This window comes from Mesorhizobium sp. M7A.F.Ca.CA.004.04.2.1 (assembly GCF_004022825.1).
Classification (GTDB): domain Bacteria; phylum Pseudomonadota; class Alphaproteobacteria; order Rhizobiales; family Rhizobiaceae; genus Mesorhizobium.
The window spans coordinates 1-20,998 of the sequence record NZ_RZPH01000008.1 but is presented as its reverse complement, the minus strand read 5'-3'; the positions used below and the strand labels follow the sequence as shown (position 1 = coordinate 20,998).

Annotated in this window: 18 protein-coding genes; 4 read left to right on the top strand and 14 right to left on the bottom strand. The window is 62.0% G+C overall.

The window, feature by feature from the left end; translation table 11 throughout:
• The 11 genes from EN893_RS01065 to EN893_RS01015 form a co-directional block, all read right to left on the bottom strand.
• Window positions 1–686 (bottom strand): biotin/lipoyl-binding protein (locus tag EN893_RS01065; protein ID WP_128361376.1); only part of this gene is annotated, 686 nt, incomplete at its 3' end.
• Between the two features lie 19 nt (window positions 687–705).
• Entirely contained in the window at window positions 706–2,379 is a 1,674-nt protein-coding gene (locus EN893_RS01060; protein WP_236383531.1) for a type I secretion system permease/ATPase, read from the bottom strand.
• A gap of 190 nt (window positions 2,380–2,569) precedes the next feature.
• The gene (locus EN893_RS01055) at window positions 2,570–5,194 is read right to left on the bottom strand and encodes a VCBS domain-containing protein (RefSeq protein ID WP_164751035.1); all 2,625 of its coding nucleotides are present in this window, start codon (window positions 5,192–5,194) and stop codon (window positions 2,570–2,572) included.
• A 505-nt stretch (window positions 5,195–5,699) separates the two neighbouring features.
• Window positions 5,700–6,776, bottom strand: a complete 1,077-nt coding sequence (locus EN893_RS01050) for an ABC transporter ATP-binding protein (RefSeq protein WP_127272069.1) — start codon at window positions 6,774–6,776, stop codon at window positions 5,700–5,702.
• On the bottom strand, window positions 6,773–7,573 hold the full coding sequence (locus tag EN893_RS01045) for an ABC transporter permease (protein ID WP_127270216.1): 801 nt from the start codon (window positions 7,571–7,573) through the stop codon (window positions 6,773–6,775). Before EN893_RS01045 ends, EN893_RS01050 begins: the two co-directional genes overlap by 4 nt.
• A 1-nt stretch (window position 7,574) precedes the next feature.
• A complete protein-coding gene (locus tag EN893_RS01040) occupies window positions 7,575–8,435 on the bottom strand; it encodes an ABC transporter permease (RefSeq protein WP_127270214.1) in 861 nt (286 codons plus the stop codon).
• Between the two features lie 59 nt (window positions 8,436–8,494).
• Window positions 8,495–9,499, bottom strand: coding sequence for an ABC transporter substrate-binding protein (locus EN893_RS01035; RefSeq protein ID WP_127270212.1), 1,005 nt, complete (start codon window positions 9,497–9,499; stop codon window positions 8,495–8,497).
• Between the two features lie 58 nt (window positions 9,500–9,557).
• Window positions 9,558–11,027: an aldehyde dehydrogenase gene (locus EN893_RS01030; RefSeq protein WP_127272063.1), complete on the bottom strand. Its 1,470-nt coding sequence runs from the start codon at window positions 11,025–11,027 to the stop codon at window positions 9,558–9,560.
• Between the two features lie 10 nt (window positions 11,028–11,037).
• Window positions 11,038–12,075: an LLM class flavin-dependent oxidoreductase gene (locus tag EN893_RS01025; protein ID WP_127268591.1), complete on the bottom strand. Its 1,038-nt coding sequence runs from the start codon at window positions 12,073–12,075 to the stop codon at window positions 11,038–11,040.
• Window positions 12,072–13,880 carry an alpha/beta fold hydrolase gene (locus EN893_RS39845; RefSeq protein ID WP_127268590.1) on the bottom strand — a complete coding sequence of 603 codons (1,809 nt, stop codon included), beginning with the start codon at window positions 13,878–13,880 and terminating at the stop codon, window positions 12,072–12,074. Before EN893_RS39845 ends, EN893_RS01025 begins: the two co-directional genes overlap by 4 nt.
• A complete protein-coding gene (locus EN893_RS01015; RefSeq protein WP_127268589.1) occupies window positions 13,873–14,460 on the bottom strand; it encodes an amino acid synthesis family protein in 588 nt (195 codons plus the stop codon). The genes EN893_RS39845 and EN893_RS01015 overlap by 8 nt, the downstream gene beginning before the upstream one ends.
• A 133-nt stretch (window positions 14,461–14,593) precedes the next feature.
• On the opposite strand from EN893_RS01015, the gene EN893_RS01010 reads away from it, so the two are divergent.
• The 3 genes from EN893_RS01010 to EN893_RS00995 all read left to right on the top strand — a co-directional run bounded on the left by EN893_RS01010 (window position 14,594) and on the right by EN893_RS00995 (window position 17,087).
• Window positions 14,594–15,271 carry a GntR family transcriptional regulator gene (locus EN893_RS01010; protein ID WP_127268588.1) on the top strand — a complete coding sequence of 226 codons (678 nt, stop codon included), beginning with the start codon at window positions 14,594–14,596 and terminating at the stop codon, window positions 15,269–15,271.
• Window positions 15,272–16,320: 1,049 nt separating this feature from the next.
• A complete protein-coding gene (locus EN893_RS01000) occupies window positions 16,321–16,530 on the top strand; it encodes a hypothetical protein (protein ID WP_127268586.1) in 210 nt (69 codons plus the stop codon).
• A 239-nt stretch (window positions 16,531–16,769) separates the two neighbouring features.
• Window positions 16,770–17,087, top strand: coding sequence for a hypothetical protein (locus EN893_RS00995; protein ID WP_164748840.1), 318 nt, complete (start codon window positions 16,770–16,772; stop codon window positions 17,085–17,087).
• 426 nt (window positions 17,088–17,513) lie between these two features.
• Here the strand turns inward: EN893_RS00995 and EN893_RS00985 are convergent, their stop codons facing one another.
• The 3 genes from EN893_RS00985 to EN893_RS00975 form a co-directional block, all read right to left on the bottom strand.
• Complete coding sequence (locus tag EN893_RS00985; protein ID WP_127266855.1) at window positions 17,514–17,885, bottom strand: nuclear transport factor 2 family protein; 372 nt, start codon at window positions 17,883–17,885, stop codon at window positions 17,514–17,516.
• Window positions 17,886–17,991: 106 nt separating this feature from the next.
• Window positions 17,992–18,606 carry a methyltransferase domain-containing protein gene (locus tag EN893_RS00980; RefSeq protein WP_127266854.1) on the bottom strand — a complete coding sequence of 205 codons (615 nt, stop codon included), beginning with the start codon at window positions 18,604–18,606 and terminating at the stop codon, window positions 17,992–17,994.
• Between the two features lie 181 nt (window positions 18,607–18,787).
• The gene (locus EN893_RS00975; RefSeq protein ID WP_127266853.1) at window positions 18,788–19,102 is read right to left on the bottom strand and encodes a YMGG-like glycine zipper-containing protein; all 315 of its coding nucleotides are present in this window, start codon (window positions 19,100–19,102) and stop codon (window positions 18,788–18,790) included.
• A gap of 270 nt (window positions 19,103–19,372) precedes the next feature.
• Here EN893_RS00975 and EN893_RS00970 point away from each other — a divergent pair, with 270 nt between their 5' ends.
• Window positions 19,373–20,938, top strand: coding sequence for a recombinase family protein (locus EN893_RS00970; RefSeq protein WP_236383537.1), 1,566 nt, complete (start codon window positions 19,373–19,375; stop codon window positions 20,936–20,938).
• Window positions 20,939–20,998 lie beyond the last annotated feature (60 nt).

The window sequence follows — 20,998 nt, the reverse complement described above, 5'->3', positions numbered from 1 at the left end:
GAGGCCGATCTTTCCAATTCCAGAATGCGCGGGCGGGTCGTCAATCCAGCCTTGAGCAGCTTTGACAGGCTGGCCTTCTCGTCGATCGTCGATTGCATCTGGGCCTGGTAGGATTGGACCCGAGCCTGCTTGCCCTGGATCTGCTCCTCGAGCTCGGCGATCCGCCGCTCGAGAATCTGCCTGGCGCCGGCCATCGAGGCGCGCTGGCTTTCCAGGTCGGCGATCTGGTTTGCCATCGCATCCCTGAGGTAGGCCTCGTGCTCCTTGAGGATGTCCTTGGGAAAGGCAACAGCCTCGCTGCCATCCAGTTCGGCCCGAATCCTGGCATCGGTTGCACGCAGCAGCGCATATTGCTGGGCATAGAGATTGAACTCGGATCGTATCATGGTGTCGTCCAGCTTCAGCATTATGTCGCCCTTCCTGACGACGTCGCCATCCTTGACGCGGATTTCCTTCACCGTTCCGCCGTCGAAGTGCTGTACGCTCTTGCGATTGCCTTCCACCTTGACGATGGCGTCGGCGAGCACGGCGCCGTTCAGTGGGGCAAAGGCTGCCCAGCCGCCGAAGATACCGAAGAAGGCAACGATGATCAGCAGGCCGATATAGGCTGGCACCCGGATCGAATCCGGAGCGAGGATGCCGGTTTCCCCGGGCAGGCTTCGGTAGGTAAGGGCGCCGTCGCTCATCGCTCTCTCCAAACACGGCTCATTGCGTTACCACCGCCATTGGAGCCGCGCGCTGGTTGAGCAGCGCCACGATCTCGTTTCTCATGCCGAAGGCCTCGACCGCGCCATCGCGCAACAGAAGGATCTTGTCGACATTCGCCAGGGTCGAGGGCCGGTGCGAGACGATGATCACCGTGCTGCCCCGGCGTTTGAGCTCGATCGCACACTCGCTCAGCGCGCGGTCGCCATCGGCGTCCAGATTGGAGCTCGGCTCATCAAGAATAATCAGGTTCGGCGTTCCGAACACCGCACGAGCAAGAGCGATCCGTTGCCTATATCCTCCCGACAGCACTGCGCCGCCTTCGCCAATCTGGGTCTCATAGCCTTGCGGCAGGCGGATGATCATCTCGTGCACGCCGGCGAGCCGCGCGGCCTCGATGACCTCCTGGTCGACATTGGTCTTGAAGCGGCCGATGTTGGCGGCGACCGTATCGGAGAAGAGTTCGATATCCTGCGGCAGGTAGCCGATGTGGTCACCAAGCGCGTCGTGTCCCCAATGCGACAGATCGGCGCCGTCCAGCCTGACGGTGCCGCGGCTGGGTTGCATGACGCCCGCGAGATGACGAGCCAGCGTTGACTTGCCGGCGCCGGACGGGCCGACAATTCCCAGCGCCTCGCCTGCGTCCAGCCGGAATGATACGTCCCGGAGCAGCACTTTCTGCTGGCTGGCAATTGCAAAGCTGATCTGCTCGACCGAAATCTTGCCGGTTGGCTTCGGCAGGTTGAACGATCTTGCGTTCTGCGTGCCCCCGTCGACCAGTTTGTGAACCCTCGCCAGCGCCGCCCGCGCCAGGATCAGGCTGCGCCAGAGGCCAACGATCTGTTCGACGGGCTGCAGTCCTCTGCCCAGCAATATGCTGGCCGCGAACATCGAGCCGGCTGTGGTCTGCCGTTCGATCACCAGATAGGCGCCGAGGCCGAGGATCAGCGACTGCATGGTCAAGCGAAGGAACTTGATCATCCCCGACATCAAGGCGGCGCGGTCGCTGGCTTGCGTCTGGCGTTGAAGCGCCAAGCTGCGGTCGCGTCCCCAGCGGCCGATGAGGCCTTCGATCATGCCCATGGCGCGAATGACTTCCGAGTTCCTCAGGCTCATATCGGTGAAATTGTAGTTGGCCGTCGCCAAGTCGTTGGCCTGCTTGAGCGGGGCGCGCACCAGATATTCGTTGAGCACCGCCATGGTGACGAGCAGCAGCGACGAGCCGAGCGCAAAGAAGCCGAGCCAGGGGTGCAGCAGGAAGATGATGGCGATGTAGATGGGCGACCATGGCAGGTCGAACAGCGCATTGATGCCCATGCCAGTTATGACCTGCCGGAACGTGTCAAAGTCACGCACTGGCTGGCTCTGAGAGGAGCCCGACTGCGTGGTTTCGACCGACGCGGCCACGATCCTCGCGGACAGCAACCGGTCGAGGCGTACGCTAGCCCGGGTCAGGATCGTGGCACGCATGAGGTCGAGACCTGCCAGCGCAAGGAACGCCGCCAGGAGCGCGATGGTAAGCATTACCAGCGTAGTCTGGCTACCGCTGGTCACAACACGGTCGTAGATCTGCAGCATATAGAGCGGCGAGGCGAGATAGAGCAGGTTGATCGCCAGGCTGAAGCCTGCCGCGATCAGGAAATAATGACGGCACGCCAGAAGGGCGTCCTTCACAATCTGCGATTTTCTTTCGAGACTCAAATACCCAGCGGAGAACCGCCCCCCTGTCCACCTGTATGCCGATACTATCCCCGATCCTTCAGCCGGCCACGCGGCCCGTCGGTAGTCCCGTCGTAAACCTTAACGCGGAGGCCCAATCACATCGAGCAACGAGGTGAGCCGCAAAGCGACTCACCTCCTGGTTTCAAAGCACGAAGTCGCTCGCCGTCAGTCCGAGCCCGGTACCGGTCAGCGTGATCTGGAAATCGGCGCCTGTGTTGCCGGTTACGTCCGCACGGACGATTGTGTTGCCGCCACTTTCCGACCACGTGATACTGCTGGCGACGGTATTCACATTCTGCCCTCCGAACAGGAACGCCTGATCACCGGCGGCTCCGCTGGCGTCGATTGAGGACAGGTCGATCTTGTCGACCCCATGCACGAAGTCGGTGATGGTGTCGAAACTGCCGGCACCCGGCGCAGAATCCGCAACGGCTGATCCGTAATAGAATGTGTCGGCGCCCAGACCGCCGCTAAGCGTGTCGGCGCCGGCACCACCGACCAGCCGGTCATTGCCGTCGCCGCCGGACAGGGTATCATTAGCGCCTTGGCCTAACAGCGTGTCATTGCCGGCCAGGCCAAAGATCTGGTCCGCCCCGCCATTGCCGTAGAGTATATCGTCGCCGCCTACGGGGCTGCTGAGATTGTCGCTTGAGTTGCCATTGCTGCCGGTGATGACCTGGAAAGTTTCGGAATACTGGTAAGCAGGCCCGACCGGATCGCCGACCTGCGTTGACTGCACGGTTATGGAATACGCCTTGCTCGGCGAGAGATCTCCCGAGCTCAATGTGTTGCCGGCGATCGAAAACAGTCCAGGGTCCGATTGCGAGGTGATGCTGTAGACGAAGCCGCCGGGATCTGCATCGGTTGCGGACAGTGTTCCCGTGAACTGGAACGAACTGAAAGTCACATTGTCCGTCGTAGTGCTCGGTGTGAGCTGAATGTCCGTCGGAGCAAAGCGCGGCGGGGCATCGGCGGTGCCGAGGACGTCGATGGCGACCGACGTGTGGGTGCCGTCGGCGCTGACCACATCGAAGTTTTCGGTATAGTGCTGGCCGGCGACGAACTCGTCATGGGCCGAGCTTGCCGTGTAGGTCCACGCACCAGCCGCATTAATGGCGAAGGTGCCGTAGGTACCGGCGGTGGCGGCCTGGGCGACGAAGGTTGCGGGGCTGTCGACGTCCGAGATGGTCAGTGTGCCGGAAGTCGAGATATCTGCTGCCGAGTTGGTCTCGGTCAGGTTGGCCGAGGCAGACGATAGCACCGCCGCGTCGTTGGCGCCGTGGATGGTGATGTCGATCACCTTCTGTGTGCCGTCGAGGGTGGTGACCGTCACCAGTTCGTGCAGAGTGGTGTTCGCTCCGGTGCTGTTGAGCGCCTGAACGGCCGCGTTGGCGTCGTCCAGGGTGTAGCTCCAAGCGCCGTTCACGTCCATGGAGAACGTGCCATAGGTCTTGGCGACGGCGGCCTGGGTGTTGAAGGTCGCCGTATTGTCGACATCGGTCGCATTGAGATCGCCGGTCGCCGGCGAGGTGCCGGCCGTGGCGTTGGCAACGCCGGAGGCTTCGGTCAGCGAGCCGCTGGCATCGCCGGTGATCACCGCCGCGTCGTTGGCGCCGTTGATCGAGATGACGATGTCCTTGGTCGTGCCGTCGGCGGTCGTGACCGTCACCAGTTCATGCAGCGTGGTGTTCGCCCCAGTGCTGTTGAGCGCCTGAACGGCCGCGTTGTTGTCGTCGAGCGTATAGCTCCAGGTGCCGTTGGCATCGATCGAGAAGGTGCCATAAGTCTTGGCGACGGCGAACTGCACGTTAAAGGTAGCCGCGTTATCGACATCGGTCGCATTGAGATCGCCCGCAGCCGTGGCATCGCCTGGCGTGCCGTTGGCGACACCGCTCCTTTCCGTCACCGAGGTGTCTTCGGCACCATTGACAGTGATCACCGCGGCATCATTGGCGCCATGAATGGTGATGTCGATCACCTTCTGGGTGCCGTCGGCGGTCGTAACCGTCACCAGTTCATGCAGCGTTGTGTTCGCCCCGGTGCTGTTGAGCGCCTGGACGACCGCGTTGTTGTCGTCGAGCGTATAGCTCCAGGTGCCGTTGGCATCGATCGAGAAGGTGCCATAGGTCTTGGCCACGCCGGACTGCACGGTAAACAGCGCCGAGCTGTCGACATCGGTCGCATCGAGGTCGCCGGAGGCCGTCGCGTCGCCTGGCGTGCCGTTGGCGACACCGCTTTTTTCCGTCACCGAGGTGTCTTCGGCACCATTGACAGTAATCACCGCGGCGTCGTTGATGCCGGTGAACTGAATGGTAGCCGTGGCCCAGCTTAGCGTGCCATTGCCGAGTTGAATGGCGTAGGTCACTCTGTCGGTGAGAATCTGCCCCTGCCCAAGTGCCTGCACCTGGGCGTCGATATCTGCCTTGTTGTAGTGGATCGTACCATCGGCGCTTATCCAGATGCGAGCGCCTAGAAAGCTCGTATTGGCGGTCGCTGGGAGCGCGGCGAGCGCTGCACTATCACTTGAGTATGTGATGTCGCGCGCCAGTAGATCTGTCGGTGCGTATATCTTCGTCGCTGTCGTAAGACTGTCTGCGTTGTCGATAGAATACAGCTGTGTGGCCGCTCCTCCCAGATCGTTCGCCAATACATTCAGGATCAAGACGCCAGTGGCATCTTCCGAAAAGGCAAGAAGATCGTCCTTCGCTTGCGGCGTGTTCGAGAACGACGTCGTGGTGCCGCCGGCACCGGTGACCTGAGTAGCCATTTTCAACCCCCCTTTGTTTAAGAACAGACGCCCCAAATCTGTTCTATTGACGGTCCGGCACGTTCCGCTGCCACCAGATGAAGAATAGCGCGGACCGGCATGCGAATTCGGGCAGGCATCAATTGGCAGAGCCATCCAGACGAGCCACCGCGCTACGAACAGCCGGCTTAAGCGGACCGTTCGCGGGCGGATGATGGCTCAATAACTGTGGCTGCGACGGCTTTGGCAGCCGCGCCCGTTCTCCCTACCCCAATTGCGTCATCCAAACTCGCGAGCACGAGATTTAGAATACGCTTATATTAGGAGATTATTAACTCTATGCGCGAGGAAGCGCAACGTCCGTGTTTGCAAGACAGTTAATTAGTCAAGATCAAAGCAGAGCCACAACAGCCCGAACGGTTGCGGCATTGAGCCAGGAGCGGATCGGCAGCGTTCAGACACGGATTTTAAGAAGCGGTTCTTCGGAACTTGACAGACGTCGACTTGACCTGACCAATCCGGCCCTTCAGGCCGGAAACAAGAAGGCCGAGCCGGGATCAAAAAAGATGCGCTTGCCTGATGTTGCGGGGCTGTCTGCTCCCTCGGCGTCAGAGGTTGGCCTGACATCGATTTCCTCGCCGGCGGCCGTGCGCGCCACGACGCGCCGGCGGTCGCCGAAGAACGCCGTATCGATGATCTCGACGGCAAGCGCCGCGCTCGTGGGGCCAGGCGCGAGGCGGAAGGCTTCCGGGCGCACCATCAGCCGGACCCTCTGACCCTGGCCGAAGGACGTTGTCGTTTTGATACCGGTCACGATTGAGCCCTCGGCCAGGCGGATCGTGGATACGCCACGCGCGGTTTGCAAATGCTCAGCCGGCAGAAAATTCGAGTTGCCGATGAAGCCGGCAACAAATTCGCTCGCCGGCCGGAGGTAAAGATCCTCGCCGGTGCCGATCTGTTCGATGCGGCCTTCCCTGAACAGCGCGATTCGATCGGATAGGTGCAGCGCCTCCTCCTGATCGTGCGTGACATAGAGGATGGTGACGCCTGTCTCCCGGTGGATGCGGCGGATCTCGGCCTGGATTTCCTGGCGCAGCTTTTTGTCAAGCGCCGATAGCGGCTCGTCCATCAAAAGGATCGGCGGGTCGTAGGCGAGCGCGCGGGCAAGCGCCACGCGCTGCTGCTGGCCGCCAGATAGCGCGCCCGGATGGCGGTCGGCGAAGTTTTCGAGACGCACCAGCGCCAGCATGTCGGCAACCTTGCGCTTGATCTCAGCATCGTGCCGGCGGCGCACGCGCAGCGGAAAGGCGACATTCTCGGCGACGCTCAGATGCGGAAACAGCGTGTAGCGCTGGAACACCATGCCGATGTTGCGCTTGTGCGACGGCACCGAAAGCAGCGACATGTCCTCCAAAAGCACATCGCCTGAGCTCGGATCCTGGAAACCGGCAATGGCGTAGAGCGTCGTCGACTTGCCGGAGCCGGACGGGCCGAGGAACGTCAGGAATTCACCTTTAGGCACATCGATGGTCACGTCGTGGACGGCGACGAAGGCGCCGAACGTCTTTCTTAGCGCGCGTATGGACAGGAAGGACCGGGTCATCTGGATAATTTTCTGCGAAGGAGTGCGGTCACAATCATCAGGCAAAACGTCAGGCCAACCAGCAGGCTCGAGGCGGCGGCGACGACCGGGCTGAGGTCTGCGCGCAGGCTGCCCCAGATCTTAACCGGCAAGGTCTGCAAGGTCGGGCTTGCCATGAAGATCGCCACCACGACCTCATCCCACGAGGCCAGGAACGAGAAGATCGCCGCCGAGAAGATGCCGATCCTGATCGACGGCAAGGTGATCCTCAGCCGCGCCTGAAACGGACTTGCGCCGCAGACGATGGCTGCATCCTCGATGGATTTATCGAAACCTTCGAGCGCCGCGGTGATCGGGATGATGGCGAAAGGAAGCGCCAGGATGGTGTGGGCGATGACGAAGCCGACCGTGGTGCCGGCAAGGCCGATGCGCAGGAAGAAAGCATAGATGGCGATGGCGAAAACGACGACCGGCAGCACCATCGGCGTCAACAGCAATCCGCGCAGGACCTGGCGTCCGCGGAACTCCCCCCTGACCAGGCTGAAGGAGGCGAACAGGCCGATTATGACGGCCAGCATAGCGGCCATGGCGGCAATTCGGGCACTGGTCAGCGCGGCATCGATCCAGGTCGGGTCGCCCAGCAATTGCTGATACCATCTCAGCGTCCAGCCGGGTGGTGGAAAGGCCAGCCAGCGCGACGAACCGAACGACAGGAGCACGATGAAGACCACCGGCAGCAGCAGGAATGCCGCGACGGCCGCCGTGAAGCCGACAAGCGCCACCCGCAGCCATCCGAGCCGTTCATAGTCGAGCAGCATGTCAGATCCCTCCCCCGGCGCGCCTGGCACCAACCAGGCGAAGCTGGATCGCGTAGAGCGCCATGGTGACGACAAGCAGGACGAAGGCGGCCGCACTGCCGAGCCCCCAGTTGAGTAGCGACTGCACCGTCTGGGCGATCATCTCTGCCAGCATCATGTTCGATGTGCCGCCGAGCAGGGCCGGCGTGACGAAGTAGCCGAGCGACATGACGAAGACCATCAGACCGCCGGCGGCGACGCCCGGAAGAGACAGCGGCAAGAGGATGCGGCGGAAGGCCTCGAACGGGCTTGCGCCGCAAAGGGCGGCGGCGCGCAGCGTCATAGGGTCGATGGCGCGCAAAGTGCCCACCAGCGGCAGGATCATGAAGGGCAGCATGATGTAGACCATGCCGATGGTGACCCCGGCCAGATTGTTGATAAGCGGCAGCGGCTCGTGGATGATGCCGAGCCCCATCAGTGCCCGGTTGATCACCCCCGTACGCTGCAGCAGCACCATCCATGCATAGGTGCGGGTGAGAAGGTTGGTCCACATCGACAGCACGATGATGCCGAAGACGATCGATCCCATGGCCGGCGGCATGATCGCCAGCATCCAGGCAACGGGAAAGGCCATCAGGATGGTGACGGCGGTTACGACCGATGCGACCAGGAAAGTGTTGAGGAACACCCGCACATAGGTGCCGCTGCCGAACAGGGTCGCGTAGTTCTGCAGGCCCGGTTCAGGATCGGTTACGCTGCGCAGCAGCAGGGCCACCACCGGCATGATGAAGAACAGGCCAACCAGCAGCAGAGCCGGCAAGGCGCTGCCGCTGCCGGCCGGCAGGCCGGCGACTGAGCTGCGTCTGAAAGAAATTCCTTGCATCGAGCGGTCCTGTCCCGAAACGGGGCGCGCAAGCCGCGCGCCCGTCACCTGCAACGGCGTTACTTGGTCTGCCAGGCATACCAGCGCGTGGCGATCTCGTCTCGATGCTCGGCCCAGTAGTTCATGTCGAGGTTGATCTGTCCCTCAACATGGGCATCGGGGAGTGCTTTGACGGCATCGGCGGGCATCTCAGCCTTGGCCTTGGTATTGATCGGCGCATAGCCGCTCGCCTCGGCGAATTTCGCCTGGCCGGTCGGGCTGGTGGCGGCAGCGAGGAACTTCATCGCGCTGCCCTTGTTCTTGGCGCCCTTCGGCACGACGAGCACGTCGGCGGCGGTGAGGTTCTGGTTCCAGGCAACACCGACATCGGTGCCATCCTGCTGCAGGGCGAAGACGCGACCGTTCCACAACTGGCCGAAAGCGGCCTCGCCGGAGGCAATCAGCTGCTGCGATTCAGCACCGCCGCTCCACCAGACGATATCGGACTTGATGGTGTCGAGTTTCTTGAAGGCCCGGTCGAGGTCGAGCGGATAGAGCTTGTCCGCGGGCACGCCGTCGGCCAGCAGCGCGATCTCGATGACGCCGGGGGCCGACCATTTGTAGAAGGTCCGCTTGCCGGGAAATTTCTTGGTGTCGAACATGTCGGCCCAGCCGGTCGGTTCGCCCGGAACGGCGCCCTTGTTCCAAGCAAGCACGAAGGAATAGTAGAAGCTGCCGACGGCATGCTCATTGCTGAAGCGCGGGTCGAGATCGGCCTTGGGTACGACCGCATAGTCGATCGGCTCCAGCAGCCCGTCCTTGGCGGCCTTGATGGCGAAGTCCATCTCCACGTCGACCACATCCCAGGTGACGTTGCCGGCATCGACCATGGCCTTGAGCTTGCCGTAGTCGGTTGGTCCGTCTTGCAGGACCTTGATGCCGGAGCTGGCCTCGAAGAGGGCCGCCCAGGATTTCGTCTGCGCCTCTTGCGTGGTGCCACCCCAACTTGTGAAGGCCATTTCATCGGCCTTGGCAGCGGTGGCGGCGAGCAGTCCGGCCAGCAAGCCGGTCAGGATCAGTTTCATGATATTCTCCTCTGTTGGTCTGTTCTTGTTTTTCTCAGTGCACCTGCGCCCCACGCTCTCAGCGCATGACGAAGGGATCCGGGATCGGCTCGTCCGACGTCTTGATCCAGACGGATTTCGAGCGCGTGTAATCTCGGATGGCGTCGAGCCCGCCTTCGCGGCCGAGACCCGACAGGCCGTAACCGCCAAAGGGAACGAGCGGCGATACGGCGCGATAGGTGTTGACCCAGACAACACCGGCATGGATGTCACGCGCCATGCGATGCGCCTTGCCGAGATTGCTGGTGAACACGCCCGAAGCCAGGCCGAACGGCGTATCGTTGGCGAGCGCCAGTGCCTGCGCCTCGCTGTCGAAGGCAAGCACGCTGAGCACCGGCCCGAACAATTCCTCCCGCACGCAAGGCAGGTCGCTGCCGCCGGCGTCGATGATAGTCGGCGCGTAGTAGAAGCCGTCCCCGGTTGGCCGCGTTCCACCGGTGACCAGTCTGCCGCCCGCGGCAAGGCTCTCCGCGACCACCTTCTCGATCCAGTCGCGCTGGCGCAGCGTGGCGAGCGGCCCCATTTCTGTGGCCGGATCCTGTGGGTCGCCGACTCGGATCGCTTCGGCCTTGCGCCTCAGCCGTACGAGGAATTCATCTTTTACCGAGCGCTCGATCAGCAACCGTGACCCGGCGACGCAGCTCTGGCCGGTCGCGGCGAAAATGCCGGCGACCACCGCGTTGGCGGCGCTGTCGAGGTCGGCGTCGGCGAAGACGACGACCGGGCTTTTGCCGCCGAGTTCCAGAGTGGTGTAGGCAAGGTTCTCCGCCGTGTTCCTTACGATGGCGCGCGCCGTCGATGGACCGCCGGTGAAGGCGACGCGCGAAACCAGCGGATGGCTGGTCAGGCGCCGGCCGCACTCCTGGCCAAAGCCGGTGAGGATGTTGACGACGCCTGAGGGGAAGCCGGCCTGCTGGACCAGTTCGGCAAAGGCGAGCAGCGGCGCCGGGCCGTCCTCGGAAGCCTTAAGCACGATGGTGCAGCCGGCGGCGAGCGCCGGGCCGAGCTTGACGGCCGAGAGGAAGAGCTGTGAGTTCCACGGCACCACCGCGGCAACGACGCCAATCGGCTCGCGACGGATGGTGACGTCGAGATCGGGCTTGTCGATCGGCACATGCGCGCCTTCGTGCTTGTCGGCCAGTCCGCCATAATAGCGGTAGTAGTCGCCGACATAGGCGATCTGGGCGCGGGTCTCGCGGATGATCTTGCCGGTGTCTCGTGTCTCGAGCTCGGCAAGGCGCCCGGCATTGGCGGCGACGAGGTCGCCGAGCTTGACCAGCAGCTTGCCACGCGCCGTCGCCGTCATCCTTCGCCATAGGTCTGAGCGCAGTGCGCGGTGCGCCGCCTCGACGGCACGGTCGACATCGGCTTCGCTCGCCGCCGGCATCTTCGCCCAGGCCGCCCCGGTCGACGGGTCGACGCTGTCGAAAGTGGCGGACGGTTCGTCGAAGCGGCCGTCGATGAAGTTCCTGAAGAGGGCGTCGGTCATGGGCTCGCGATCAGAGGAAGGCCGGCATCACCCGGTCGATGAACAGTTGCAGCGATTTCATCTTGCGCTTGTGCGAAAGGCCGCTGTCGATCCAGATCGAATACTGGTCGTAGCCGAGCGCCTCATAGTCCTTCAGCCGGGCGATGACCTCATCGGCCTCGCCAATCACCAGGTTCTGCCTGATCTTGTCGGGCGCGTATTGTGGCATGGCCGCGATCTCGTCCGGCGTCAGCAGCTCTAAAACGCCTTGATGCACCGGCTTCTTGTTCTGGAACCAGGCGCCGAACTGGCAATAGAAAGTCGACAGGTCCTGCGTGAGGCGATCGGCGTCGGCCGCGTCTTCGGCGACGAAGGTGTGCATCAAAAGCATGATTTCCGGCCGTTCGATCTCGGGATGCGCGGCGCATGCGGCGTTGAAGCGCTGCATCAGGCTCGTCACCTCCTCGTCGCCGGAAGCCAGCGGCGTCACCTGGACCTTGCAGCCATTGGCGACAGCGAAATCGTGCGAATTCGGGTCGCGGGCCGCCACCCAGATCGGCGGGTAGGGTTTCTGCAGCGGCTTGGGCGAGGAGGTGGTCGGCGGGAATTGCCAGAACTCGCCGGAGAGTTCGAAGTCGCCGTCCCAGAGGCCGCGGATCGCCGGTATGATCTCGCGCATGCGCTGGCCGGCGCCCCAGGCGTCGAGCCCCGGGAAGATACGCTGATATTCATAGCTGTAGGCGCCGCGCGCAATGCCGATGTCGAGCCGGCCGCCACTGATGACGTCGGCCATCGCGGCTTCGCCGGCAAGCTTGATCGGATGCCAGAAGGGCGCGATCACGGTTCCAGTGCCAAGGCGGATGTGGCTGGTTTTGGCCGCGAGATAGGCGATGTTGATGAAGGGATTGGGCGAGATGGTGAATTCCATGCCGTGATGCTCGCCGATCCAGGCGGTCTCGAACCCTGCCTGTTCGGCCATCAGGACCAGCTCCTCGAGCTCGGTCACAAGCTCGGAATGCGGCTTGGCCAAGTCCGACCGTTCCATGTGCACGAAGAGCGAGAATTTCATCGCTGGTCACCTGTGGTGGGTGCTGTGGAACCGGCGGTCCTGGCGAGCGGCCGGACCTCGCCTTCGACATCGTTGCCGACATAGACGCCGAATGCATCCACTGAGCATTCCTTGACATAGCGTGCGAGCATCGAGCGGATCGCCGGATCGGCGATCTTCAACTCCTCGATCGCGTGGATCTCGACCAGCCTGATGCCGCGATCGCTGGAAGCGGGCACGTCGAACGTGCCGCGATAGTAGACATGTGTGCGCGAAACATCTCTGGCATCGTCCCAGACGGCGAAAAGGAAGCCCAGCTTGGCCTCGATGGCCCTCGCGGCAAGCACCCCTCGCAGGCTTTTCCCATCGCCAGCCGCACCCAGACCTCGACCGCGCGGCAGTTCAAAACCATCCGCCGTCTCCAGGAACAGGATTCGGCCGCCATTCTCGAGGATGGCGCCGACATCGGTGCCGGGCTGGGTGGCTGCCAGCGCGTCCTGGCTGAGGCCGGGCGCGACATACGCGCCGCGGCAATAGCCGAGCGGCTGCGCGGAATTGTGCTCGAAATCGCGGACGCGGCCAATGAGGATTGAATGATCACCGGCATTGACCAGCCGCTCCATGTCGCAGTCGAAGGATGCGACGGAGCCGTCCAGCACGGGGCTGCCCGTTCGTCCCGGTCTCCAGGCAACGGCGGCGAACTTGTCGGCCGCTTTCGAGGCGAATATGCCGGACGCTGCCTTCTGATCCTCGTTGAGGACGTTGATGGCGAAGCTTTTCGATGTCGCAAAGACAGGATGGCCAACCGCCTTATGAGCGATGCAGACCAGCACCAAAGGTGGATCGAGCGACACCGAGGTGAAGGAGTTGGCGGTGAAGCCGCGCGGCTCGCCTTCGGGCCCGATGGTGGTGACGATGGTGACGCCGGTGAGGAAGGAACCCAGCGCACGGCGGAACTCGCTGCCGTCGAACCCGGTGTTCGCCGCGGCAGCGCTGTCTTGCTCGATCGCTTCGCCTTCTTTGAGGAAGTCGACGATATGGCGCGTCGTCAGGCCGGGATCCGCCACCGCCATCATATGCCGCTCGCCTGAGAGCACTGTGCAGCGGCCATGCGGCGCCAGCCGCGCCATCGCGGCCGACATTGCCGGCGAAGAATTCCTGTCCTCGGAACCGGTCATGAACAGGGCCGGTACGGCTAGCCTCGGCAGGCGGTCAGCGTGGTCGCTGTCGGCACGAGCGAACAGGCGATAGGTGCGAGCATAACCTTCCGGGTCGACGGCACCCAGTACGGCGGCCGTCTTCCGTGCAGCCGCCTCGAGCTCGACCGGCACCGGATCTCCGAACCAACGGGCAATGGTCTGTGCCGTGCCGGTCACCCCACTCTTGCCGGTAAGCGCCACCGCGCGCTGGCGAACAGCTTCGGCCAGTTCAGGTGGCCGCCGGAACACGGCATTCAGCGAGACGATGCGGCGGACGCGCTCGGCTGCGCGTAGCGCGAGTTCCTGGGCAACGAGCGCGCCCATCGAGTGGCCGATGACGGATACTTTGTCGAGGCCGAGATGGTCGAGCAGGCGAATGGCCTGATCAGCATAGTCGGCGAGTTCTGGGTTCTGCGGCGGCAGCGGCGACTGACCGTGGCCGAGCATGTCGATGGCGATGACGTCGAAGCTATCGGACATCCGCTCGATCTGCGGCTGCCAGATCGCGGCGTTCATACCAACGCCATGAATAAAAAGCACCGGTGCGCCCGCGCCGACACGGATGAAGCCGGTGCCGTCGGGCGCCGCACCCCGTCGAGCCCATGCCGATGCGGAAGCGTCAGCCATGCACGTCCCCAAGCTCTTTGAGGTCCTGGTAGCGGTCGCCGATTCGATGATGCGGGCGGCCGCCGATCGAGGCGCCGAGCGCCACAACCAGCTCGTCGGGCGCCGGTGCATCGCCGATCTGGAAATGCACGGTGAGGTAATGCGAGCGCCGCCCTTCGTCATTTTTGTCCATCAGCGGAATGATGATCGGGGTGTTGGGCCCGCCGCGCAGATTGGTGAAGGCAAGGTAGGTCTTGGCGCTTACGGCACGCCGATAGTGGTTGCCGAAGTGCAGCGTATGGATCAACGCCGACGCATGCTCGATCTCGCCCGACGTACCGCAGATGGCGGCCTTGCCATAGCCCTCGATAGCCTCGCCGGAACCGGCGGCGGCAACGATCTCATGGGTCAGGATCTCTCCCAGCACCGGCGCACAGGCTCGGATTTGGGGCGACAGATCGTCGGTGAAGCCGCGACCGGCCCAGGGATTGGTCAGCACCGCTGCGACGCCGATAAGGCGCAGCGGCCGGGGGGCGGCCTTGCCGCCTTCGATCAGCGTGTTCTCGGTATAGGTAACGATCTTACGAATGGCGGGCTGCATGGAATTCCTTGGGTAGGTGGTGCCTCGGGACATCCAATCCCGCTATCATCTTATGGTATACCATGCTATGGAGCGCCAAGTACCTTGTCAACCGGGCATCGAATCTGTTTTCGTAGCGGCGCAGGAGGCATGCATGCCAGACGACACGCTTCGCATCGACCGCAGCTCCAAGACCTTGAGGACGCTGGCGCTGGAGCGCATGCGCGAAGCGATCATGGATTTCCATTTCCAGCCTGGCGAAAGGCTTGTCGAACGGCCGCTTTGCGACCAGCTCGGCGTCAGCCGTTCCGTCGTGCGTGAGGTACTGCGGCAGCTGGAGGCAGAGGGGCTCGTGCAGATGATCCCTGGGCATGGGCCGGCCGTCGCCAGGCCGGACCTCGGCCGTACCGACGAGATCTACGAGCTTCGGGCTCTGCTTGAAGGCATCGCGGCCCGAGCCTGTGCCCTGTCGGCCACCGGCGAGCAGTTGGCAACGCTCGAAGGGGCGCTGGCGGATTTGTTCGATGCGTGGGCGTCGGCGACGCCGCCTGCGGTGATGCGGGCGACGACCAAATTCTACGAGGCACTGTTCGAGGCCGCCGACAAGCGTGTCGCCTGGGAAATCGTCTCCGGGCTGAATGTCCGCATCAACCAGCTTCGTTCGATGACAATCGTCTCGACCAACCGCCGCGAAGCGGCGATCGCCGAGATGAACGAGATAATGGATGCGATCCGCGCACACAAGCCGGAAGCGGCGGAAGCAGCAGCGCGGCGGCATGTCGAGTCCGCCTGGAAGATCGCCCGGAACACACTACGCGTCGATTGTCCTTAGTCTCACCACCAAATTCCAACAGAGCCGATCGCCCACGAATCGGGCTGCGTGCGGAAGCTTTACCTCACCTTAAGAATGCCGCAGCAACACCCTGCTCTATCCAGAGGGTGCCTCTGGGGCTCGTCGCGTGGAGCGAGCGGTTTTCTTCGCTACTTCGATTCTCAGGAAGCTAATCACGCGGCCTCTCTTGTGTCATCGTAGCTGACAGCAGCCTTCTCGAAAGCCAGATCACTCCGTCGAGCCCAGTTCCTCTCAGCATCGAGCAGCTCATTCTCCCCACTCAAGCCGTTCATGAACAGCCTGAGTACGTGCGCAGCCGTGCGCTCTCCCGCCCGCGAAGCAACAGGTACGCCGCGCTCTTTGCAGACCGTCTCACAAACACGGGCAAGCATCACAATGTCGCTCGGTTCTAAAAATCGACCTGGATACAACATACCGTCCTCTGTTGGAAAGCTACGTGAGCCTTTGATTACGCCAGGTCACCGGCAGCAACAATCAACTATGATAGCCTCCACCTCGACTGGGTCAGAAAATTTGAGTGGCCCTTCAGACGGTCGGGCATTGCGCACTCCGGATCGGAAGGTGCACGTCGATTTGCCGCGCGCGGAACTTACCAGACTCAAAGGACTGACCCTGGCGCCGCGGCATGCCCGTCGAGGTGTTCTTCTCGACCAGCAGCCGGCTGCGGCCTCGCCGCGTTCTTAACCTGATCTACGAATCGAGCAGCCGTTGCCGCCACATGCGCGCGGCAACCGTGCTTGCTCGGCCCACAGGTGATGCTGCCGTTGACGCAGACGCGGACGAGCAGCCCGACCTCATGTGCTCGACACAGGATTTGCTAAGCGCGGGGGGCCTTTTACCCGGGGCATGTCCAAAATAGAAGTCCTCTCCGACTCAGGTCGTCCTTGACATTTTGTTCCCTTTTTGTTCACTATGGCCATATATTCGGAGTCATTGCGAATGGACACATCATGACACTCTGCCTCGCCAAAGGAGCGACTTGATGCTGCTCACTGCATCACCCGTATGCAGCGCAAGGAGGAACCGCGATGGGAACGATGTACCCGGAGGCCGATGCCAAAGCCGAACTGCACTATGAAGCCGTGAAGCTTATCGCTCGCTACGATAGCCCGCTTGAGACCGTGAAGGCGTTAATGACCTACAACTGCGAACTAGAGACTCAGATACTCGCCATAGCCCACAGGCATCCGGGGATAGTCTCCATTGGCTATGATGATACGGGCCCTGTCGTGGGATGACTGGCGTGAACGTCGCAAACTGATCCAGCCCCGCCGCCCTACGGCGACGATAGTGGGATGAATGGAACGAGACATCTGAGGAAGCTTGTGCTGACACACTCGCGGCGCTCCGCACGGCAGGGCCAGGCCGGAGGGCGAAGTTGCCCAATACTGATCGGGTGCGACTTGGTATGACGATCCCTCGCGCGACCCGTCGGCTGGTTGAATTGTCCTCGGCGTGAGAGGAGAGCTTTTTAGCCATGCATGACCTTATCGCTTTCATTCAAAGCAACTCTTCGCTGGTGGCGGCTAACCCGCTGGCCTTTGCTACGTCTGCCGCGTTGTTCGGCGGCGGCGGATTTGCCGTGGGGCGCTATTTTCTTGCGGAGCGCATTGCCAATCTGGAAAGCCGGATTGCGCGGCGCGACGAGGAGATCACGGACCTGAAGGCCAAGCAGAAAGCACCGGAGCCGGAAGGCCCTGTGCCTCTATTCGAGATGACGGAGATTCTTCCCCCTGCGCCGCTCAACTTCAACCGGCTGTTGGTCCAGCGGAAAGACACCCTCCAGGTCAAATAGTTTACTCTCCCAACACAAAGCACCAGGCTGATCGTGGTCACGGCCTTCGACGGTCATGAGACCGGCGACCTGCAAACCGGCATGGCAGCCGACTGGGCAGAGCGATACGCACTGCGAGGAGACTGGCGGCAAGCATGCTGGCGTCATTGCGTGGTCGCGCGAGGGTAACCCTTCGGTGGGTGAGTATGGCGAGCCGACAACTCTGTTTGTAGGTGGCGACGTGCCGGACATGGAATAGCGTTCGCTTGGCCTGGGAGACCAAACAGGCATGACGACATGGGTTCATCTTGGCAGCTACTTTGAATGCGTTTCGGGATTTTCGGGGTTGGCATTTCGTCGGCGAGTGCAGCGATGCAAACGCGCATCGCGTAATCCACCTGCTTTGGAATGCGGGACAACGAAAAGATCAGACAAGAGTGCCAACCCCTACTCCACGATCTTCCAGTATGAGTCCTTGCGGATCACCTTTCCGTCACGAAATGTGTAGAAATCGCAACCTCGAACTTCCTTTCTTACGCCCTCGCGGGTGGTGCCGGTGAGGGTCCATTTCGACATGCCGGTGTTGGCAGCCTCGTCCGCAAAGTGCTGCCCATTGCCATAATGCACATCGGGCAAACCCTCAAATCGTCTCGCAAGCGCGTCTCGTACGCTGCGCTTGCCCTCGAAGCGCGTTCCCCAAGGCTCGGCTCCCCTTGGCATCTCCAGAACGCAGTCGTCGGCAAAGAACGCCATGATGCGACCGAGGTCGTGCGCGTTGAAGGCCTCGCACAGCTCCGTCAATGTGGTTCGAATGTCCATTCGCGAACGCCTCCTCGAAGTCGAAGTAGGTCACTGGCGGCGGATCCGGTCAAGTGTCCAGCGAGACTCCCTGGCCGTCACCACGATGGAGCGGGACTTCCGCCACTCACGCCTTCTTCGCAAACGCCCAGACCATCAGCGGGTATTCCTCGTCATTGCTCAGATCCCGCCACAGGCCGTAGGCGCGGACGGGGCCGCCGATATGGGCCCTGGCGCAGGCCTTGTTGCCCCAGCCGTGGACCTTGACGTTGGCTTCCGCGAAGCCGCCCTCGACCATCAGCTGCTTGAGGCCGGCCGGGGTCCATCGGTTGTAGTCGTGCGGCCTGGCGTGGACGCGAAACAGGAAAGGTGTTGCCACCATCGCCCAGCCGCCGGGCCGGGTCATGGCGTGGATGTTTTGCACTGCCGCGTGCGGCCGCCGCACATGTTCCAGCACCTGGTCGGCGATGACGATCGAATATTGCTCGTCGGTGCGATCCCTGCAGATGTCGAAGGCGGGGAAATCGACCGAGCGGTAATTGGGGCACATTGCCCGCCAATAGCGGTTCCAGCCGGGCGAGATCTCGATCACGTCGGCGGCCTTGCGGTTGCCGGCTTCGAGAAAGAGCGTGAACGCCTCGATCTGGCGGATACGCAGCCAGTTGCGCGAATCATAGCCAAGCAGCCGCTTGGCTGCCTGTTTGCCACGATTCTTCAGGGTGCCGGCAAGGCTCTCAGTCATAACGACCTCCAGAAACCCGCCGTCCTTGCTGGTAGCACTATGTTATGGGCAAAAGATGACAACGTAGCGCCGCCGCCGGCGGCGCGATCAGAAAAAATGTACGAGCAGGGCCACCGCCCCACAGTAGAGCTTCTGTTCCCATTGCCCACTTAGGATAAGGGATGGGCAGACTACCCTCTGCTTAATAATCGCCGTTGTAGTACCTGTCGTCGCACGGCGCCGTGTAGATGCGGCCGCGGCGGTCCTGGTAGCGGCACATCTGTTCGCCGCGCCGTTGCGGCGTAGTGGCCGAGCCGACGACGGCGCCGAGCAGGGCGCCGCCGGCGGCGCCGATGAGCGTGCTTTCGGTGTTGCCACCGATGGCCTGACCGACAAGGGCGCCGCCGGCGCCGCCGATCAGAGCGCCAGTTCCGGCCCGCTGCTGGCCTTCGGTCTGCGCGCACCCTGCCAGTGCTGCGGTCATCAGCACGGCGGCTATGACTTTGTGAAAGTTCATGTGAAGTCTCCCTTGAAGGCCTGAAATCCCTATGGTTCGTCCCGTGCGGCCGCAATGCGGCGGAACGGGGGCACGAGCCCTCACGATAAAAGACATGGTTTCTCGGGTGTTGATAGAAGCCCTGCCTGCTATTTTCCGAGCTTCTCGTTTTTATGGCGACAAGTCTCATTCGATACAAAGTGTCGATCAATGTGTAACGGGATTGAAGCCTCATACCGCTAGCGTTGCCGGTTCAAGCGGACGTTCAATCTGCCTTGTAGGCGTTGAAGGATGGAACAGGCGCACACAGTCCGTCGACCTGCTGTAGACGCACAGCGCGTGCGCGCAGCTCAATACGTGCGAATGTCCACTGACCACCAGAGCTACTCGATCGACAATCAGAAGGATGCAATCCGTGAATTCGCGGATGCGATGAACTACGACATTGTGGCCACATACGAGGACCCCGGTCGCAGCGGCTTGAACCTTGAAGGTCGCGCCGGCCTGCAAAGGCTGTTGGCGGATGTCGAAACGAAGAACGCGGATTTCGAAATCGTCATCGTCTACGACGTGAGTCGCTGGGGGCGATTCCCGAACCCCGATGAGAGTGCGTCGTACGAGTATCGGTGTCGCGTTGCCGGCGTGCGAATTGAATATTGTGGCGAACAGTTTACCAACGATGGCAGCATCGGATCAGACCTGCTCAAGGCGATAAAGCGCACGATGGCGGCCGAGCACAGTCGGGTGTTGTCGGTCAAGGTGTTTGCCGGCCAGTGCAGGCTCATTCAAATGGGATACCGGCAGGGAGGGTCGTCCGGCCTGGGCCTGAGGCGCCGGCTCATCGACCAGCATGGGCGCACAAAGACCATGCTCGCTCTCAAAGAGTACAAGAGCCTCCAGACGGATCGGGTCATCCTCGTGCCTGGACCACCTGATGAAATCGCGACGGTGCGCTGGATCTATGATGAATACGTGATGGCTGGTCGGACCGAGCTGCAGATTGCGCGGTCGTTGAATGCCAAGGGAGTGGTCACCGATCTCAATCGATCGTGGAAACGCGAATCCATTCATCAAATACTCAGCAACGAAAAATACGTGGGCAACAACGTCTGGAATCGGCAGTCTTTCAAACTCAAGCAAAGGAAGGTGACCAACGATACGACCCGATTGGTCCGCGCCGACGGCGCCTTTGAACCCATTGTGGACCGCAAGCTTTTCGACCGGGCTCAAGCCATAGCCGACGCCCGCTCATCTAAGATGAGCAACGATCAGATGTTGGTTGTGCTCGCCCAACTTCTGAAGAGGCGCGGTACCCTTTCAGGCCCGATGATTGACGCGGCGGCTGACTGTCCGCCGAGCAGCCGCTACAGGAAAAAATTCGGCAGTCTGCTGCGAGCCTACAAGCTCGTTGGATACGATCCGTCTCAGAACTATCGGTTTCTTGATATCAGAAGGCGGCTTCGTGAGGTCTTCGAAGAAGTCGTCCAAACGACAATAGCGACCATCGAGCGGGCGGGCGGATCTGCGGTGCGTCAGAGTGCTCTCGGCGTGCTTCGCGTCAACGATGAATTCACCGTAGCCATTGCGATGGGTCGCTGTCGGGCCACGCCATATGGCTATCCTCATTGGGTGGCCTCTGCGGAACGGGGTACCGCTGCGGACGTGAAAGTGGCCATCCGCATGAGCCCGGATAACCAGACGATCCTCGACTATCTGATAGCGCCAGCAAATGAGATTGGCGGGAAGCCCTTAAACTGCGCCTTGAACAAAAGGCTGGAATTCAACACTTTCTTCTACAAATCGCTGGATCCGCTGTTCGCCTTGGCCGAACGCGACGCCATCTCGGCCGCTCGCTGATGGTCACCGCCAACAGACCAATCTCGCTCCTGCGCCTGGACGCGATCAAGATCACCAACC

Excerpts from the sequence above, each read along its gene's own strand:
- EN893_RS01055 (WP_164751035.1), bottom strand. The coding sequence starts at position 5,194 with ATGGCTACTCAGGTCACCGGTGCCGGCGGCACCACGACGTCGTTCTCG.
- EN893_RS01050 (WP_127272069.1), bottom strand. The coding sequence starts at position 6,776 with ATGACCCGGTCCTTCCTGTCCATACGCGCGCTAAGAAAGACGTTCGGC.
- EN893_RS01045 (WP_127270216.1), bottom strand. The coding sequence starts at position 7,573 with ATGCTGCTCGACTATGAACGGCTCGGATGGCTGCGGGTGGCGCTTGTC.
- EN893_RS01040 (WP_127270214.1), bottom strand. The coding sequence starts at position 8,435 with ATGCAAGGAATTTCTTTCAGACGCAGCTCAGTCGCCGGCCTGCCGGCC.
- EN893_RS01035 (WP_127270212.1), bottom strand. The coding sequence starts at position 9,499 with ATGAAACTGATCCTGACCGGCTTGCTGGCCGGACTGCTCGCCGCCACC.
- EN893_RS01030 (WP_127272063.1), bottom strand. The coding sequence starts at position 11,027 with ATGACCGACGCCCTCTTCAGGAACTTCATCGACGGCCGCTTCGACGAA.
- EN893_RS01025 (WP_127268591.1), bottom strand. The coding sequence starts at position 12,075 with ATGAAATTCTCGCTCTTCGTGCACATGGAACGGTCGGACTTGGCCAAG.
- EN893_RS39845 (WP_127268590.1), bottom strand. The coding sequence starts at position 13,880 with ATGGCTGACGCTTCCGCATCGGCATGGGCTCGACGGGGTGCGGCGCCC.
- EN893_RS01015 (WP_127268589.1), bottom strand. The coding sequence starts at position 14,460 with ATGCAGCCCGCCATTCGTAAGATCGTTACCTATACCGAGAACACGCTG.
- EN893_RS01010 (WP_127268588.1), top strand. The coding sequence starts at position 14,594 with ATGCCAGACGACACGCTTCGCATCGACCGCAGCTCCAAGACCTTGAGG.
- EN893_RS01000 (WP_127268586.1), top strand. The coding sequence starts at position 16,321 with ATGGGAACGATGTACCCGGAGGCCGATGCCAAAGCCGAACTGCACTAT.
- EN893_RS00995 (WP_164748840.1), top strand. The coding sequence starts at position 16,770 with ATGCATGACCTTATCGCTTTCATTCAAAGCAACTCTTCGCTGGTGGCG.
- EN893_RS00985 (WP_127266855.1), bottom strand. The coding sequence starts at position 17,885 with ATGGACATTCGAACCACATTGACGGAGCTGTGCGAGGCCTTCAACGCG.
- EN893_RS00980 (WP_127266854.1), bottom strand. The coding sequence starts at position 18,606 with ATGACTGAGAGCCTTGCCGGCACCCTGAAGAATCGTGGCAAACAGGCA.
- EN893_RS00975 (WP_127266853.1), bottom strand. The coding sequence starts at position 19,102 with ATGAACTTTCACAAAGTCATAGCCGCCGTGCTGATGACCGCAGCACTG.
- EN893_RS00970 (WP_236383537.1), top strand. The coding sequence starts at position 19,373 with ATGGAACAGGCGCACACAGTCCGTCGACCTGCTGTAGACGCACAGCGC.